Raw genomic sequence first — 16,327 nt, forward strand, 5'->3', positions numbered from 1 at the left:
GCGCGATCAACCGACGGGCGACACGGGAGAGACGATGGGCGGGCTCGATCTGCACGGGGTGACGAAGACGTTCGGTGCCACCCGGGCGGTGGACGACGTGAGCCTCGTCGTGGAGCCGGGCGCGTTCCTGGCGCTGCTCGGCCCGTCCGGCTGCGGCAAGACCACGCTCCTGCGCCTCGTCGCCGGCCTGGAGCGGCCGAGTGCGGGGCGCATCGCCATCGCCGGCCGAGTCGTCGCCGACGGCGGGCGTTTCGTCGAGGCCGAGGAGCGCGGGCTCGGCATGGTGTTCCAGTCCTACGCGCTGTGGCCCCACATGTCGGTCGCCGACAACGTGGCCTTCGGGCTGAAGGTGCGCCGGCTGCCCGCGGAGAAGCGCCGCCGGCGGGTCGCCGACGCCCTCGCCATGGTGGGCCTTTCCGATCTCGCCGACCGCAAGCCGGCCCAGCTCTCCGGCGGCCAGCGCCAGCGCGTCGCGCTCGCGCGCTGCCTCGCGCTCGAGCCGCCGCTCGTCCTCCTCGACGAGCCGCTCGCCAACCTCGACGCGCACCTGCGCGAGACCATGCAGCGCGAGTTCCGGCGGCTGCACGGGGAGACCGGCGCGACCTTCGTCATCGTCACCCACGACCAGGCCGAGGCGATGGCGCTCGCGGACACCATCGCCGTCATGCACGAGGGCCGCCTGCAGCAGGTCGCGACCCCGCACGACCTCTACGCCGCGCCGGCGACGGAGATGGTGGCGCGCTTCATCGGGCGCGGCGCGCTCGTGCCGGTCGCGATCCTGGAGTCCGCCCGCGAGGGCCGGCTGACCGTCTCGCTCGCCGGCCGCACGCTCCCCGCCCGGGGCACCGCGACGGCGCCGGGGCCGGGCCGCCTCGTCCTGCGCGCGGAGACGCTCGCCCTGAGCGACGCCGCCGACGCCGTGCCGGCCCGCGTCGTCGACGCGGTCTATCGCGGCGGCTTCCACACGCTGGAGATCGCCATCGACGGCATCGAGGGCGTGCTCGTCCAGGTCCAGTCCCGCGAGGCGCCGGAGCCCGGGACGCCGGTGGGGCTCGCGATCGCGGACGCGTGGGCGCTGCCGGCATGAGCGTCCGGGTCACGGCGATCTCCGGCTTCGGAGCGAAGGGGCCGGCCTGCTTCCTCGTCGAGATCGCCGGGGTGCGGCTGCTGCTCGATTGCGGCGAGGGGCCGGATCGCGGCCTGAGGCCCGACCTCGCCGGCATCGGGCCGATCGACGCCGTGCTCGTGAGCCACGGGCATGCCGATCACGTCGGCGCCCTGGAGCTCGTCGCGCCCGACGTCCCGCTCCACGCGACGAGGACCGTGATCGCGCTCGCCGGCCACCCGGCGCTCGCCCGCGCCCGCGACCTGCCGCTCGCGGGCGAGACGACGATCGCCGGCGTGCGCGTCGAGACGGGGCGGGCGAGCCATGCGCCGGGAGGGGTCTGGATGCGCCTCGGCGGCCCCGACGGTGTGCTCTACACCGGCGATTTCACCGCCGAGAGCCGGGCCTGGCGGCTCGACCCGATGCCCCCCGCCCGCATCGTGATCGCGGACGCCGCCTACGGCACCTGGGACCGGCCCCTCGCGGAAGCGGCGGCGCCGATCCTCGCGCGCGCCCGAGACGGCGTGCCGCTGCTGCTGCCGTGCCCCGCCGACGGCAGGGGCCTCGACATCGCGCTGGCGATCGGTGAAGGGGCGCGCGTGCGGCTGTGCCCGGCGCATCGGCGCGTGGCGGAGGTGGCGCTGGCGCAGGGTCTCCTGGCGGACGCCGGCTCGGCCGGCGCCGTCGTCCGCCTGCTCGATGCGCAGGCGACGCTCGCCGAGGGGAGCGCGCCGGACGGCGTGATGATCGCCGCCGGCCCCAACGCCGAGAGCGGGGTCGCGGGGGCGCTCTTCGCGCGAGCGGATCGCGCCGGAGCGCAGGCGATGGAGACGATCTTCACGGGTCACGTGGCGCGGGGCACGCCCGCGGCCGAAGCGGTGGCGCGCGGCCGCGCGCGCTTCCTGCGCTGGAACGTGCATCCGCGGCTCGCGGACCTGCGCGCGCTCTGCGTGGCCACGCGCCCGGAGCTGCTGATGCCCGCCTTCCTTCCGGCCGAGGCGGTGCCCGCCCTCGCGCGGGCGCTCGAAGGCGCGTCGCCCGGCCTGCGAATCGCCGACGGGGCGCGCATCGCCTTCGACCGAGCCTAGCCTTCCTCCCGCGCCGCAACCGCCGTGCCCGGCACGATCCGGTCGCTGGCGTGCAGGATCACGGTCTCGCCGGGCGCGAGGCCCGAAAGCACCTGGGCCGCGCGCATCGTGCGCTCGCCCAGCGTGACCGGGCGCACCCGCGCGACGCCGTCCTCCACCACGAACACGGCCCAGTCGCCTCCCTCGCGGAAGAGCGCGCCCAGCGGCACCTGGAGGACGCCGTCCTCCTGCCAGACGACGATGCGCGCCACCACGCGGTAGCGATGCCCGAGCTTGCCCTGCGCCGCCGCGGGATCGAGGAGCGCGAGCACGACGCGTACGCGTTGCTCCTGGATGCCCAGCGCCGAGACCTCGGTGAAGGCGGTGGGCTCGACCCGCACGACCCGCGCCTCGAGCGTCGGCTCGCCGCCCCAGTCGTCGATGATCGCGGGTGCGCCGGGCGCGACCCGCACCGCATCGCGGGACAGGAGGTCGACGACGACCTCGAGCCGGTCCGGATCGCCGACCTCGACGAGGGGCGTGCCGGGCTGGACCACCTGCTCGCTCTCGACGAGAACGGAGAGCACCCGCCCGCTCACCGGCGCGCGGACCTGGATGCAGCAGGTTGCGGAGGCGTCGCTCTCGCCGCCGGGCTGGATCAGGTTCGCCCGCGCGCTCTCGAGCTCGCGAACCCGCACCTCCCGCGTCGCCTCCGCGGAGGCGAGCGCGCTTTCGGCCGAGCGCACGGCGAGGCGGACCCGGTCGAGCTCGCGCGCGGAGATCGCCTCGCGGCGCGACAGCTCCTCGGCGCGGGCGAGATCGCTCTCTGCGAACTCCAGCTCGGCCGCCGCCTGGCTCACCTGCGCCTGCGCCAGCGACACCGCGGAGGCCGCGGCCTCCACGGCCGCCTCGGCGACGCGCTGTGAGCGCACGTCGAGGAAGGCGGGCGCCATCGGCTCGATCACGGCGAGGATGGTCTCACCCGCGACGACGACGTCGCCGACGCGCCGCGGCGAGCGCTGCAGCGTGCCGCCGGTGGGTGCGGAGACGGTGTAGACGTCCTCGATGCGCGCGATGCCCTCGTCCTCCACGTGCACCGCCATCGGCCCGGCGGCGATCACGGCGAGGTCTGCGGGGATCGGCCGGGGCCACAGGGCCCAGGCGCCGGCGACGGCGAGCGCGAGGAGTACGATCGCGACGAGGAGGCGCTTCATCCGGTCATTCTCGGGTCTTGAGGACGGCGATGAGGTCGAGCCGATCGATGCGCCGGCGCACGATCAGCCCGGAGGCGAGGGCGGCGCCCACGACGACGAGGCTCGCGTAGGCGAAGACCTCCCGGTTCACGACGAGGGGCACGCGGTAGAGCTCGCTCTCGAAGCCCGCGGCCATGGCGACCGCGAACCCCCAGCCGATCAGCCAGCCGAGCGGCTGGGCGAGCAGCACCAGGATGGCGAGCTCGGAGAGCAGGATCCAGGAGATCTCGGCCCTGGTGAAGCCGAGCACGCGCAGCGAGGCGAGTTCGCGGCCCTGCTCGGAGAGCGAGATGCGGGCGAAGTTGTAGACGACGCCGAAGGCGATGATCGCGGCGAGCCCCGCGTAGATCGACACCATCATCAGCAGGTTCTGCGCCAGCGTCTCGCGGAATTTGGCGAGCGAGACGCGCTGGAGCGCGACGAAGCTCGCGGCCGGGATGGCCTTGAGCTCCGCGAACAGATCCTCGCGCCGGCTTTCGTCGAGGGAGAGGTGGACGCCCGAGACGAGCGCGCCCTCGCGCATCAGGCGGTTGACGGTGCCGATGTCGGCGTAGGCCATCAGGCCGAGATAGCCCTCGACCACCATGGCGACGGGCATCTCGACCGTGCGCCGGTCCCCGGCCATCAGCTCGACCTCGACCACGTCCCCGGTCTCGACGCGCAGGATTGCGGCGAGCTGGTCGGAGAGGGCGAGCCCGGTCTCGGGCATGCGCACGGGGGCGAGGTCGCTGCCCAGCACGCGGCTGAGATCGGCATCCTCCGGCTTGCCGGTGATGGCGACCCGCCGCTCGACGTTGGCGGCGCGGATCTTGACGGGCACGGAGCGGTAGGGCTCCGCCGTCATGACCCCCGGCAGCCGGGCGATCTCCTGGACGGCGGAGGCCTCGCGCTCGCCGACGAAGGTGATCGTCGCGTCCTGCCGGTCGGAGCGGTGGAACTGCACGTCGATCATGAACTCGATCGAGCCGAAGGACCAGAACGAGCCCACCAGGATCGCGGTCGCGAGCGAGATGCCGACGAGCCCGCCGAGCGAGCGGCCGGGATAGCGCACGAGGTGGCGCATCGTCATGACGCCCGACTGCGGCATGCGCAGCGCCGCGTGCAGGCGATCGAGCAGCGTGCGCCGGTAGCGCGCCGGCGCCGGCGGCGTCATCGCCACTGCCGGCGCGAGCCGCACCACGCGGGTCACCGCGTCGAGCGCGCCGACGATCGCGGCCGCGAGCGTGACGCCGACCGCCACCAGGTAGACGGACGGGCTCATCTGGAAGATCAGGAAGGGGAAGTGGAAGAAGTCGCCGTACATCCGCGTCAGCCCCGTGCCGAGCCACGTCCCGGCCGCGGAGCCGAGCGCCGCGCCGATCAACGCGACGGCGGCGACGAACTTCAGGTAGTGCATCCCCACGGCGAGATTGGAGTAGCCGAGCGCCTTGAGGAGCCCGATCTGCTCGCGCTCGAGCGTGATCAGCCGCGCCAGCGTCATGTTGACGAGGAAGGCCGCCACCACGAGGAAGATCGGCGGCAGGATGCGGCTCATCGCCTCGAGCTGGGTCAGCTCCGCGTCGAGGAAGGCGTGGGAGAGCTGGTCCTTGCGCCCGTGCGCGCCCTCGCCGCCGTAGGGGGCGAGGATGCGGTCGATCTCCTCGATCACGGCGCTCTCGGAGGCGCCGCGCAGGAGCCGCACGCGCAGGTCGGAGAAGGCGCCCTCGAGGTCGTAGGCGGCGGCGAGCGCGGCGCGGGACATCCACACGACGCCGAAGCGTCGGTCGTCCGGCATCAGGTCCCAGGGCCCGAGCGCGTAGACGAACTCGGGCGAGAGCGCCGTGCCGACGATGACGAGCTCGCGCTTCACGCCGTTGAGGATCGCCTGGAAGGTCGAGCCGATCTCGTAGCCGTGCGCCTGGGCGAAGGGCTCGGACACGACGACCTCCCGCGTCGCCCCCGGCAGCGGCGTGCGGCCCGAGCGCAGGGTGATCAGGTCGAGGGTCTGCTCGCCCAGGTCCGGCAGCGAGACGAAGATCGCCGAGGCCGGCTCGGGGATGTCCGGCAGGTCGAGGAGCGCGATCTTGCCCACCCGGGTCTCCACCGCGAAGACGCCGTCGATCTCGGATATGCGCGCCGCGATGCGCTCGGGGGCCCGGGTGACGCCGGCGAAGACGTCGGAGAAGCGGTTGCGCTCGTAGTAGGCGGCGCGGGTCTCCGAGAGCGAGGCGTGGGCGCCCACACCCAGGATCAGCGTCGCGACCCCCGCCGCCATCACGAGCGCGATGGCGAGCGCCTGCGGCCACAGCCGCACGAGATCGCGCAGGAGCTTGCGGTCGAGGGCGCTCATCGAGGTTCGCTCCCGCTCACCAGCTGATCTCCTCCGGCCGCAGCCGCGCGGCGTTCGTCTCCACCGCCTGGATGCGCCCGTCGGCGAAGCGCACGATGCGGTGGGCGATCGCCGCGATGCCGGCGTTGTGGGTGATCACCAGCGTCGTCGCGCCGAAGGATTCGTTCACGCGGGTGAGTGCGTCGAGCACCTTCACCCCGGTCTTCGAATCGAGCGCGCCGGTGGGCTCGTCGCAGAGCAGCACCTCGGGGCGCTTGGCGATGGCGCGGGCGATGGCGACGCGCTGCTGCTCGCCGCCGGAGAGCTGGGCGGGGAAGTGGTCCATCCGGTCGCCGAGCCCGACGATGTCGAGCGCCTCCTCCGGGCGCATCGGGGCGCGGGCGATTTCGGTGACCAGCCGCACGTTCTCGCGCGCCGAGAGGCTCGGCACGAGGTTGTAGAACTGGAAGACGAAGCCGACGTGGTCGCGCCGGTAGGCGGTGAGTGCCGCGTCGCTGGAGCGGGCGAGATCCCGGTCCTGGAACCAGGCTTCGCCGGAGGTCGGCCGGTCGAGGCCGCCGACGATGTTGAGGAAGGTCGACTTGCCCGAGCCCGACGGGCCCAGCAGCACCACGAACTCGCCGGCCCGCGCCTCGAAATCGACCCCGCGCAGGGCGTGTACCTCGACCTCGCCGGTGCGGTACACCTTGGCGAGGGCGCGTGTGCGAAAGACGAGCGGGGGATCGGTCTCGACGTTCATGAATGGCGAGAAATACCGCTTTACGGGCTCTCGCAATGATCCTGATCAATGCGAGAGGCGCTTCTCGCGCGTTTCTCGCGCTTTTCTCCCGAAATCACAGTTTCGCCGTTTTCGCGCCCCGAGCGCGCCCCGATGGGCTGCGACCAATGATCATGCCTCGCTGGTTCGTGGTTTCGGTCTACCGGACACGTCAGCCCCCCAGCCCCCCGGTTCATCGGGGTCACGAACGCAAACAGTCAGAGGCGGGCCGTCCTTCGGGACGGCCCAATTTTTTCGTCCCCACGCCTTCGGGCTCCCGCCGCGCCGCGATCACTCCCCCTCGCCGCGGCCGTCGCGCTTCTCGAGCCGCAGCGCCTTGCGCCGGAGCGCGTCCATCAGCCGACGGCGCTCGAACATCGCGACGACGACGAGCGAGACGGCGAGTGGGATGAGGAGGTAGAGCACCCGGAACAGCACGAGCGCGGCGATCAGCTCGGCGTCCGGCACGTCCGGCATCGCGGAGACGAAGACGAGCTCGAACACGCCGAGCCCGCCGGGCGCGTGCGAGATCAGCGCCGCCGAGAACGAGGCCAGGAACACGGCGAGCACGACGAAGAAGCCGGGATTGGCCTCCCAAGGCAGCAGGAAGTAGACGATCGCCCCCGTGAAGAGCAGGTCGAGCGTCGAGGCGGCGAGCTGGCGCAGCGTCACCGCCGGGCGCGGGTACTCGAGCCGAAAGGCGCGGACCCGCAGCGGCGGCAGGCCCAGCAGCGAGCCGATCAGGTAGAGCGCCACGAGCGCGACGAGCACGGCGCCGACGGCCCGCGCCAGCGCCTCGATCTCCATGAAGCGCGGCAGCACGCCCGTGAGGCGCGCGAGCACGTGGGGCTCGAAGATCAGGACGAGGCCCGTCAGCAGCACGACGCCGAGCAGGAAGGTGAAGGTGCACAGCCCCACCAGCACGGCGATCTGGCTCGCGGTGAGCCCGCGCGAGGAATAGGCGCGGTAGCGCACCATCGCCCCCGAGAGCACGGAGGCGCCGATGTTGTGCGGGAGAGCGTAGGTGGTGAAGGAGGCCAGCGTGATGAACGTCCATGAGATGTGCGTCACGCCCAGATGCAGCAGCGCGATCCGGTCGTACCAGGCGAGCGCGGCGTAGCCCGCGATGGTGGCCGCCGCCGCGGCGGCGAGCTGCCAGGTCGCGATCGCGGCCATCGCGGCCAGAACGTCCTGAGCCGAGATCGACCGCAGCTCCTGGGCCAGAAGCCAGAACGAGAAGGCCACCGCGACGAGACCGACGACCGGCCAGACGTAGTCGAGCACGCGCTTCATCGGGAGCGCGCCCCCGCGCGGCGGGTCGCCCTCACAGCCCCTCGGCCTCGAGCCAGTCGACGAGGCGCCGGCCGAGAGTGTCCGCGCAGACGTCGAGCATGGGGAAGTGGCCCGACGGATCGAGCGTCTCGTGGCGGGCGGCGTGGTAGAAGGCCGTGCGCAGGGTGCAGGCGCGCCAGACGAGCCGGTCCTGCGCCGCGCCGACGACGAGGGTCGGCAGGCGGGTGAGGAAGGCCGAGAGAATGGGTCCCGGCACGTTGGCGGCACCGAGTGCGCGAGGCGCCTCGGGCGTCATCATCGCCGCGTATCGCCGCGCGCGGGCGGGCGGCAGGCCCTCCGAGAACAGGAGCGTGCGCGCCTCGCCGGCGATCGCGCCCGCCAGGGCCTCCGCTCGCGGCGCGGCCGCGCCGAGGAAGGCGTCGAGCCAGACGACCGGCTCGGTCAGCGCCGTGCGCAGGTTGACCGTGGCGAGCCCCTCGGGCGGCAGCGAGCAGACGAGGGCGAGCCCGCGCATCTGCGCGCGCCCGATCAGCCGCTGCGCGAGCAGCCCGCCGAGCGAGTGCGCCACGACGACCGGCGCCTGCGGCATGCGCTCCAGCGCGAACCGCACGTCGGCGAGGTAGTCCTCGAGCGTGGTCTCGCGCAGCCGGTCGCGCCCCTCCGAGCCGCCGTGGCCGCGCAGCGAGAGCGCGAGCGAGGCGCGCCCGCGCCGGGCGAGGAAGGGGCCGAGGTGCTCCGCCCACATCCAAGCACCGCCGAAGGCGCCGTGGATCAGGAGGAGCGGCGCGCCCACGCGCGGTCGGTCCGGTGCGGTCTCGACGAACTCCAGCGCCGGCCCGTCGGGCCGCGGCACGACGCGCGTCTGCACGGTGTAGCCGCCCTGCGGGCCGCCACGATCGGTGGGTGAGGCTTGGCTCGGCATGGCGCGTCGACCCTCCGCGGGTCCAGTGCGGTGCTGCGCTGCACGGGAGATAGCGTGTCGGCGTGGCGAAGTCATCAGGATCCGGACGCCCGATCGGCGCGATCACGCGAGGCCCGCGAGGGCCGCCATCAGCGGTCCCGCGAGCCAGAACACGCCGTGCGTGAAGGCGTGGGCGAGGATCGCGTGCTCGAGCGCATGGCGCCAGTAGAGCCAGCCGTAGAACGTGCCGAGCAGCGCGTTGATCGCGATCGTGCGCACGACGAGGACGAGGTTCGGCTCGACCGAGGCGGCGAGCGCCGGCAGGTGCGCCGCGCCGAAGACGAGCGCGACGACGACGATCACCCCCCACATCACTGCGGCGTCCCGCGGTGCCGCACGCCCGCGCGTGACGCGCAGCACGGCCCAGGCGAGCCCCGTCATCAGGCCGTAGCGCAGCATCAGCTCCTCGGTGACGCCCCCATAGAGCAGCGCCGACAGGCGCGGGACGAGCGCCAGGTCCGGCCCGGGCAGCCCCGCGAAGGCGTCCGGCGCCGCGATCCGGAACAGCACGTCGAGGACGAGCGCGACGAGGGCGAGCGCGGTCGTGAGCGCGAGCGTGCCGGCCACGTTCGGGAAGGCGACGAGCGGCGGCGGCTCGCCCCGCAGCCGCGCCGTGAGCCAGGAGCGTAGCCCCACCTTCTCCGACGCCGCGACGCCGATCGCGACGGCGACCGCCAGCAGCACCGCCGGCTGCGCCACGAGCAGCGCGAGCAGCACTGTGTCCGAGACCTGCGGCGCGCCCTCGACGGTACGGAGGGCGTCGAGCCCGATCCGCGCGGCCATGGCGAGGATGCCGAGGAAGCCGAGGGCGAACCAGGCGAGGAAGGGCAGAGCGAAGCGCATCGAGACGGACCCGGGTGGGGGAGGGGGACGAGGGCGGGCGGATCATGCGCCGAGCGAATTCGCCCGGCCCTCGGCAACGGCGACGATGTCGGCTCGGTTCGCGAGCTCCTCGAAGAGGGCCCGGTCGGCGCCGGTGAGCCAGACCTGGCCGCCGAGGCGCAGCAACGCATCGTAGAGGGCCGCGCGTCGGCGCGGGTCGAGGTGGGCGGCGACCTCGTCGAGGAGGACGAGGGGCGCGATGCCCGTCATCGTCGCGACGAGGCGCGCGTGCGCCAGCACGAGACCGACGAGGAGCGCCTTCTGCTCGCCGGTGGAGGCGAGGCCCGCGGGAATGTCCTTGGGCCCGTGGCGCACGGCGAGGTCGCTCGCCTGCGGCCCGACCAGCGTGCGCCCCGCCGCCCGGTCGCGGCCGCGGCCCTCGCGCAGGAGCGCGCGGTAGCGGTCCTCCGCATCGACCGCGGGGAGCGTGGCGACGAGATCGTCGATCTCGCCCTCGAGCCCGAGCCGGGCGAAGGGAAAGGGCGAGGCGGGGTCGTGCGTTTCGGCGACGAGGCCGTCGAGCCGCCCCACGGTCTCGCGCCGCGCCGCCGCCACCGCGACGCCGAGCTCGGCCGCCTCGCGCTCGACGGCATCGAGCCAGCGCCGCTCCCCGTTCTCCTCGAGCAGCCGGTTGCGGGTGCGCAATGCCCGCTCCAGCGCCGAGACCCGCGCGCCGTGCTCGGCGTCGACCGCGAGCACCAGCCGGTCGAGGAAGCGGCGCCGGTCGCCCGCCGGGCCGCGGAAGAGTGCGTCGAGATCCGGCGTCAGCCAGACGAGCCGCACGTGCTCGCCGAATGCGGCGGGCGAGGAGGCGGGCGCGCCGTCGATCCGGCAGACGCGCGCGCGCGCCTCGCCGGCGCCGGTCGTGGCGGTGCCGAGCCGATGCGTGCCCCATGCGCTCTCGATCGTCAGCGACGCCGAGAACCCCGGGGTGCCGTGCCGCGCCATGGCGGCGAACTCCGCCCGGCGCAGGCCGCGGCCGGGCGCGAACAGCGAGATCGCCTCGATCAGGTTGGTCTTGCCCGCGCCGTTCTCGCCCACGAGCGCCACGACCGACGATCGCGGCGCCAGGTCGAGCGTCGCCCAGGAACGGAAATCCTGCAGGAGGAGCCGCGCCACGCGCGGGCCGGCTCCCGTCTCGTCGGTCATGCTCGTCTCGCTCCCGCGCCGCCCGCGCCGGGAAGCGGGGGCCTCGCCCTCACACGCGCATCGGCATCAGAACGTAGAGCGCCGGCGCGCCTTCCTTGTCCTGGATCAGCGTCGGCGAGCCGGGATCGGCGAGCTTGAACAGCGCCGTGTCGCCGTCGAGCTGGCTCGTGATGTCGAGGAGGTAGCGGGCGTTGAAGCCGATGTCGAGCGGGCTCGCTTCGTACTCGACCTCCACCTCCTCGGTGGCGGACCCCGAGTCGGGGTTGTTGACGGACAGCGTCACCCGCCCGTCGGCGATGGCGAGCTTCACCGCGCGCCCGCGCTCGGACGAGATGGTGGAGACGCGGTCCACCGCCTTGGCGAACTGCTCGCGGTCGACGACGAGGGACTTGTCGTTGCCCGACGGGATGACGCGCTGATAGTCCGGGAAGGTGCCGTCGATCAGCTTCGAGGTGAGCACCACCGAATCGAACGTCACGCGGATCTTGGCCGGCGACAGCTCGACGCGGATGAGCTCGCCGCCCTCCTCGACCAGCTTGAGGATCTCGGCGACCGCCTTGCGCGGCACGATCACGCCGGGCATGCCCGCCGCGCCCTCGGGCGCGGGCATCTGGGCGCGCGCGAGGCGGTGCCCGTCGGTGGCGACCGCGCGCAGCACGCTCTCGCCCTCGCTCTCGATCGTGTGGAAGTAGATGCCGTTGAGGTAGTAACGCGTCTCCTCGGTGGAGATCGCGAACTGCGTCTTCTCCACGAGCTTGCGCAGGTCGCCCGGCTTGACCGCGAAGGCGACGCTCATCTCGCCGGCGGCGAGATCGGGGAAGTCGGTCTCCGGCAGCGTCTGGAGCGTGAACTTCGAGCGGCCCGAGCGCAGCACCATCTGCCCCGCCTCGCCGGTCGCCTCCAGCGAGACCTGCGCGCCGTCGGGCAGCTTGCGCACGATGTCGTAGATCACGTGCGCCGGCACCGTGGTGGCGCCCGGTTGCGTGACGTCGGCGCGGATCGTCTCGGTCACCTCGATGTCGAGGTCCGTCGCCTTGAGGCCGAGACCCTCGCCGTCGGCGCGCACGAGCACGTTCGACAGGATCGGGATCGTCGAGCGCCGCTCGACGACGCGATGGACGTGACCCAGCGCCTTCAGCAGGGAGGCGCGCTCGACGGTGACCTTCATGGCGAAACCCGATTGTCGGCAATGGCCCACGCGCCGCCGACGGCGGCGCGGGCGCGGAAAGCAGGGAGGGCAGATTGGCGAAGCCGTCGCGTTAACGCAAGCGCCGCGATGGCGCGATGCACAGGCGCGACAGGACGAGCCGCGCCGCCTGGGACGAGCGATCGGGAACTCCCCTCTTCCGTCCGGCCCCCTGTCCTTCCCCTACAGGGAAGGACGACGGTTCTACCACGCGCCGCAGGATCCATGCTTCGGCGCGATGAGCCGCAGATGGTTGAATCGACCACCTCATCCGGGAGAGGGGAGACCGGCTGCGGCCTTCATGGGTGTCGAGATCCGTCAACCTTCCAGAATCGCCAGAAGCCCCCGCGCCCCGGCCAGCAGGAAGGCGGCGTCCGACGCCGTCGCCACGAGGTCGAAGCCCTTCGCCTTGAACCCCACGGCACGCGCGGCGTCGTAGGCGTAGATCCCGATGCGCTTGCCGGCGGCGCGGGTGCGCGCCAGCGCGTGGTCGAGCGCCGCGTCGACGGCCGCCGACGCGGGGGCGACGCCCGCGCCGTCCGAGAGTGCGACCGAGAGGTCGGCGGGACCCATGAAGACGCCGTCGAGCCCCTCCACCGCCAGGATCTCGTCGATCGCGTCGAGCGCGGCGCGGGTCTCGATCATGGCGAAGGCGAGCGTCTCCGCATTGGCGCGGGCGAAGTAGCCCGGCGTGTCGAGCCCGGTCAGCGCGAGCGCCGTCGAAGGTCCCCAGGAGCGGCTGCCGACGGGTGGATACTTCGTGTGCGCGACGAGGGCGCGGGCGTCGGCGACCGAGCCGATCATCGGCGCGATGATTCCCGCCGCGCCGGCGTCGAGCAGGCGCGAGGCGGTGGCGAAGCCGCCGACGGGCACGCGCACCAGCGTGGGCATGCCGCGCGCCGCGACGAGCGGGATCGTGCGCGCCGCGTCGGCGAACTCCACGAGCCCGTGCTGCATGTCGAGCGTGATCGCCTCGAACGCCTCCTGCGCCAGCAATTGCGCGATCACCGGCTCGGGCAGGGCGCACCAGGCGGAGACGACGGGGGTGCCCGCGCGCAGGCGCTCGGCAAGGCGGAACGGGGCGGGTGGGCTGTCGGGCACGGGGACGCTCCTGCGGCGAGAGGTCGCGAAACCTATCCCGCCTCGCACACGAAAAGGAAGCCGTGCACATGTGTCGCCCGTATGCGCCTGGACGCGCGCGCCCTCGCGAAGCTTTGACTTGCGCGGGCGCGGTTCCGGTCCGACCGTGCCGCACCCTCGAGAGGAGACGCCTCATGCTGATCAAGCGACCCCGCGGCTGGGAGTTGCCGGAGAGCGCCGCGACGCCGGAGCGGGTCTGGCTGAGCCGGCGCAGCCTGATGCTGGGCGGCGCCGGGCTGATCGGGGCGGCGACGCTGCCGGGCCTCGCCCGCGCGCAGGCCGCCGACCCGACCGCCGATCTCTACCCCGCCCCGCGCAACGAATCCTTCGTGCTCGACCGGCCCGTGACGGATGAATCGATCGCCGCGAACTACAACAATTTCTACGAGTTCGGCTCCTCCAAGCGCGTCGCCGCGGCGGCGCAGGCGCTGCGGACGCGCCCCTGGACGGTCGTGATCGACGGGCTCGTCGAGGAGGAGCGCACGCTCGATTTCGACGACCTGATCCGCACGATGACGCTCGAGGAGCGGCTCTATCGCCTGCGCTGCGTCGAGACCTGGGCGATGGCGGTGCCGTGGACGGGCTTCCCGCTCGCCGACCTCGTCGCCATGGCGCGTCCGCTCTCCTCGGCGCGCTATCTGCGCTTCGAGACCTTCCTCGACCCCGAGGTGGCGCGCGGGCAGCGCCAGACGTGGTACAGCTGGCCCTACGTCGAGGGCGTCACCATGGCGGAGGCCACGAACGAGCTCGCCTTCCTGGTGACGGGCGTCTACGGCAAGCCGCTGGCGAACCAGTTCGGCGCCCCCTTGCGCCTGGCGCTGCCGTGGAAGTACGGCTTCAAGTCGATCAAGTCGATCGTGCGGATCAGTTTCACCGCCGAGCGGCCGGTGTCGTTCTGGGAGCGGCAGGGGCCGACGGAATACGGCTTCTGGGCCAACGTGAACCCCGAGGTGCCCCATCCGCGCTGGAGCCAGGCGCGCGAGCGCATGCTCGGCACCGACGAGGAATTCCCGACGCAGCTGTTCAACGGCTACGGCGAGTGGGTGGCGGGGCTCTACGCGGCGATGGAGGACGAGCCGCTCTTCATGTGAGGACGGCGCGCGGCCTAGGCGACGCGCAGAAAAAAGGCCGCTTCCGACATGCGGAAGCGGCCGTGAAGTTTGTCGAGCTTCGACTGGGAGTGTCGAAACCCTCCAGAGGGGAACGGCCGAAATGGAACACCGCCGGGAGGACTAGCGGCTCCATCGCCTTCAGCCACTGCCGATATGGAGGGCACGGTGCCTTTTTGCAATGCACACCGATGAGACACACCCTTGCATCCGTTGCATGTCTCCCGCGGCGGATGGGCGCAATCCGCTCGCAACGTGCATTGCTCCCCGGCTCTTGGTTGTCGAAGCGTAGGGTACGCACGTTCCACGGGGGTCAGTAGGCCCAGCGCTGAGCCTTCGAGACGAGGAAGTCGCGGAACACCTGCACGCGCGCGACCTGGCGCATCTCCTCGGCGTAGACGAGGTACGAGTCGAGCGAGGGCATCTCGACGTCGCGCAGGATCTGCTCGAGGCCGTTGTTCTGGTCGGCGACGTAGTCCGGCAGCACTGCGATGCCGGCACCGCTCTCCACGGCGGTCTTCAGCCCGGATATGTTGTTGATCACGCAGTGATAGGGTCTCGGGTTGCGCACGTCTCGCCCGGCGGTGGAGAGCCAGTGCACCGCGAGCAGGTACGAGGGCTGGTCGCCGCCGAAGGCGAGGAGGCGGTGCGAATCGAGATCCGCCAGCGTCTTGGGCTCGCCGAACTGCTTGATGTAGCTCGTCGAGGCGTAGATGTGGAAGTGCACCGTGAAGAGCCGCCGTTGGATCAGGTCCGGCTGGGTGGGCTGGCGCAGGCGGATCGCGACGTCCGCCTCGCGCATGGCGAGATCGAGCTCCTCGTTCGACAGGATGAGCTCCACGCGGATGTCGGGGTAGAGGTCGAAGAACTCGGGCAGGCGCTGCGTCAGCCACAGCGAGCCGAGCCCGACCGTCGTCGTCACCTTGAGATCGCCCGAAGGGCGCTCGGCGGTGTCGGTGAGGCGTGCGCGCGTGGTCTCGAGGCGCATCTTCATGTCGCGTGCGGCGCGGAAGAGCAGGTCGCCCTGCTCGGTCAGCAGGAGCCCGCGCGCGTGCCGGTGGAAGAGCGGCGCCCGCAGGTCGCGCTCGAGCGCGCTGATCTGGCGGCTCACCGCGGACTGGCTCAGCCCGAGATCCTCCCCGGCCCGCGTGAACGATCCCGCCTCCGCGACGGTGAAGAAGATCCTGATCTTGTCCCAGTCCAACGCCACGCCCTCCGGCGGCCGCCGCCGGCCGTCGGCGCGGGGAACACGGCTGCCCAGTTCGGCGCCATTGTCACGATTCGGAAGCGCCGCCGCAAGGGGAGGCTTGCGCGGGGTGCATGGGAAGGGTTGCCGAGCGGTGTAGACGCCCGGCGAGAGTCTCAGATCGCCGCCGCCGGGTCGCGCGTCTCGCCGTCCTCCGCGGGCACGTCCGCCTCGTGGCGCCGCCTGCCCCGCAGGCCGTCGCGGCGCAGGCGGCGGCCGCCGTCGAGGAGGGCGTCCGCCAGCGCGCGCACGGGGGCGAGCATGCGCTCGGCGTCGCCCATGCGCTCCATCGTGCGCTCGCCGCGCTTCAGCTCGCGGTCGAGGCGGGCCATGGTGCGGGCGAGGTCGGCGCCGTCGTCGTCGTACCAGGTCTCCATCACGTTGGCGAAGACGAGCACCGCGCCCTGGATGCGTACGGGCCCGAGCGAATCCTCCGTCGGGATGCCCGCCGCCACCAGCATGAAGCGCTGGGAGTTGAGCGCCACGCGGTTGAGCGCGGCGAGCGTCAGCGGGTCGCGGCGCACCGCGAAATTGATGCGCCTGAGCGCCGTCTTGTAGGGCGTCAGCGCATCGATCCGGCGCATGTAGACGTCGAACAGCCGCTCGCGCGCGGGCTCGTCCGCGAGTTCGTCGGTCGTGCCGTCCAGCACCTCGATGTCGATCCGGCGGGCGAAGGCGGCGAGCACCGCGCCCTTGGAGGGGAAAGCCTCGCGGAAGCGCGCGAGCGTGATGCCCGCGGTCTCGACGATGTCGCCGATCTCGATGTCGTCCCAGGGGCGCTCTGCGGCGAGCGCCATCAGGGCGTCGATGATCGCCTCGCGGTCGGGCTTGTTCGCGGCGTCGGGCATCT

The 16,327-nt window shown here is 72.6% G+C and carries 14 protein-coding genes; 3 read left to right on the forward strand and 11 right to left on the reverse strand.

All coding sequences use genetic code 11. The features are described from left to right. The first annotated feature begins 34 nt into the window (after positions 1 to 34). Both AB9M23_RS02815 and AB9M23_RS02820 read left to right on the forward strand, forming a co-directional pair. Positions 35 to 1,087 (forward strand): ABC transporter ATP-binding protein, encoded by a 1,053-nt coding sequence (locus AB9M23_RS02815; RefSeq protein ID WP_372422274.1) that lies wholly within the window; start codon positions 35 to 37, stop codon positions 1,085 to 1,087. Beyond that, positions 1,084 to 2,193 (forward strand): MBL fold metallo-hydrolase, encoded by a 1,110-nt coding sequence (locus AB9M23_RS02820; protein ID WP_372422275.1) that lies wholly within the window; start codon positions 1,084 to 1,086, stop codon positions 2,191 to 2,193. The genes AB9M23_RS02815 and AB9M23_RS02820 overlap by 4 nt, the downstream gene beginning before the upstream one ends. On the opposite strand, the gene AB9M23_RS02825 is transcribed toward AB9M23_RS02820, so the two are convergent. The 9 genes from AB9M23_RS02825 to AB9M23_RS02865 form a co-directional block, all read right to left on the reverse strand. After that, a complete protein-coding gene (locus AB9M23_RS02825) occupies positions 2,190 to 3,386 on the reverse strand; it encodes an efflux RND transporter periplasmic adaptor subunit (RefSeq protein WP_372422276.1) in 1,197 nt (398 codons plus the stop codon). The genes AB9M23_RS02820 and AB9M23_RS02825 overlap by 4 nt on opposite strands. 4 nt (positions 3,387 to 3,390) lie before the next feature. Continuing rightward, entirely contained in the window at positions 3,391 to 5,754 is a 2,364-nt protein-coding gene (locus AB9M23_RS02830; protein ID WP_372422277.1) for an ABC transporter permease, read from the reverse strand. Positions 5,755 to 5,770: 16 nt separating this feature from the next. After that, positions 5,771 to 6,493 (reverse strand): ABC transporter ATP-binding protein, encoded by a 723-nt coding sequence (locus tag AB9M23_RS02835; protein WP_372422278.1) that lies wholly within the window; start codon positions 6,491 to 6,493, stop codon positions 5,771 to 5,773. A gap of 309 nt (positions 6,494 to 6,802) precedes the next feature. Further along, positions 6,803 to 7,804 (reverse strand): putative bifunctional lysylphosphatidylglycerol flippase/synthetase, encoded by a 1,002-nt coding sequence (locus AB9M23_RS02840; protein ID WP_372422280.1) that lies wholly within the window; start codon positions 7,802 to 7,804, stop codon positions 6,803 to 6,805. A gap of 31 nt (positions 7,805 to 7,835) precedes the next feature. After that, on the reverse strand, positions 7,836 to 8,726 hold the full coding sequence (locus tag AB9M23_RS02845) for an alpha/beta fold hydrolase (protein WP_372422282.1): 891 nt from the start codon (positions 8,724 to 8,726) through the stop codon (positions 7,836 to 7,838). Positions 8,727 to 8,828: 102 nt separating this feature from the next. Beyond that, positions 8,829 to 9,608, reverse strand: a complete 780-nt coding sequence (locus AB9M23_RS02850; RefSeq protein ID WP_372422284.1) for a CPBP family glutamic-type intramembrane protease — start codon at positions 9,606 to 9,608, stop codon at positions 8,829 to 8,831. Positions 9,609 to 9,650: 42 nt separating this feature from the next. Continuing rightward, positions 9,651 to 10,796, reverse strand: coding sequence for a DNA replication/repair protein RecF (recF, locus tag AB9M23_RS02855; protein WP_372422286.1), 1,146 nt, complete (start codon positions 10,794 to 10,796; stop codon positions 9,651 to 9,653). A gap of 49 nt (positions 10,797 to 10,845) precedes the next feature. Beyond that, a complete protein-coding gene (gene dnaN / locus AB9M23_RS02860; RefSeq protein WP_372422288.1) occupies positions 10,846 to 11,964 on the reverse strand; it encodes a DNA polymerase III subunit beta in 1,119 nt (372 codons plus the stop codon). 336 nt (positions 11,965 to 12,300) lie between these two features. Then, the gene (locus tag AB9M23_RS02865; RefSeq protein WP_372422289.1) at positions 12,301 to 13,083 is read right to left on the reverse strand and encodes an HpcH/HpaI aldolase family protein; all 783 of its coding nucleotides are present in this window, start codon (positions 13,081 to 13,083) and stop codon (positions 12,301 to 12,303) included. Positions 13,084 to 13,256: 173 nt separating this feature from the next. Here AB9M23_RS02865 and msrP point away from each other — a divergent pair, with 173 nt between their 5' ends. Further along, positions 13,257 to 14,213, forward strand: a complete 957-nt coding sequence (msrP, locus tag AB9M23_RS02870) for a protein-methionine-sulfoxide reductase catalytic subunit MsrP (protein ID WP_372422291.1) — start codon at positions 13,257 to 13,259, stop codon at positions 14,211 to 14,213. Between the two features lie 331 nt (positions 14,214 to 14,544). Here the strand turns inward: msrP and AB9M23_RS02875 are convergent, their stop codons facing one another. Both AB9M23_RS02875 and AB9M23_RS02880 read right to left on the reverse strand, forming a co-directional pair. Further along, positions 14,545 to 15,435, reverse strand: coding sequence for a LysR family transcriptional regulator (locus tag AB9M23_RS02875; protein WP_372422293.1), 891 nt, complete (start codon positions 15,433 to 15,435; stop codon positions 14,545 to 14,547). Positions 15,436 to 15,593: 158 nt separating this feature from the next. After that, on the reverse strand, positions 15,594 to 16,325 hold the full coding sequence (locus AB9M23_RS02880; RefSeq protein WP_372422295.1) for a TetR/AcrR family transcriptional regulator: 732 nt from the start codon (positions 16,323 to 16,325) through the stop codon (positions 15,594 to 15,596). Positions 16,326 to 16,327 lie beyond the last annotated feature (2 nt).

Source organism: Salinarimonas chemoclinalis, assembly GCF_041514305.1.
In the GTDB taxonomy this organism is placed as follows: Bacteria; Pseudomonadota; Alphaproteobacteria; order Rhizobiales; family Beijerinckiaceae; genus Salinarimonas; species Salinarimonas chemoclinalis.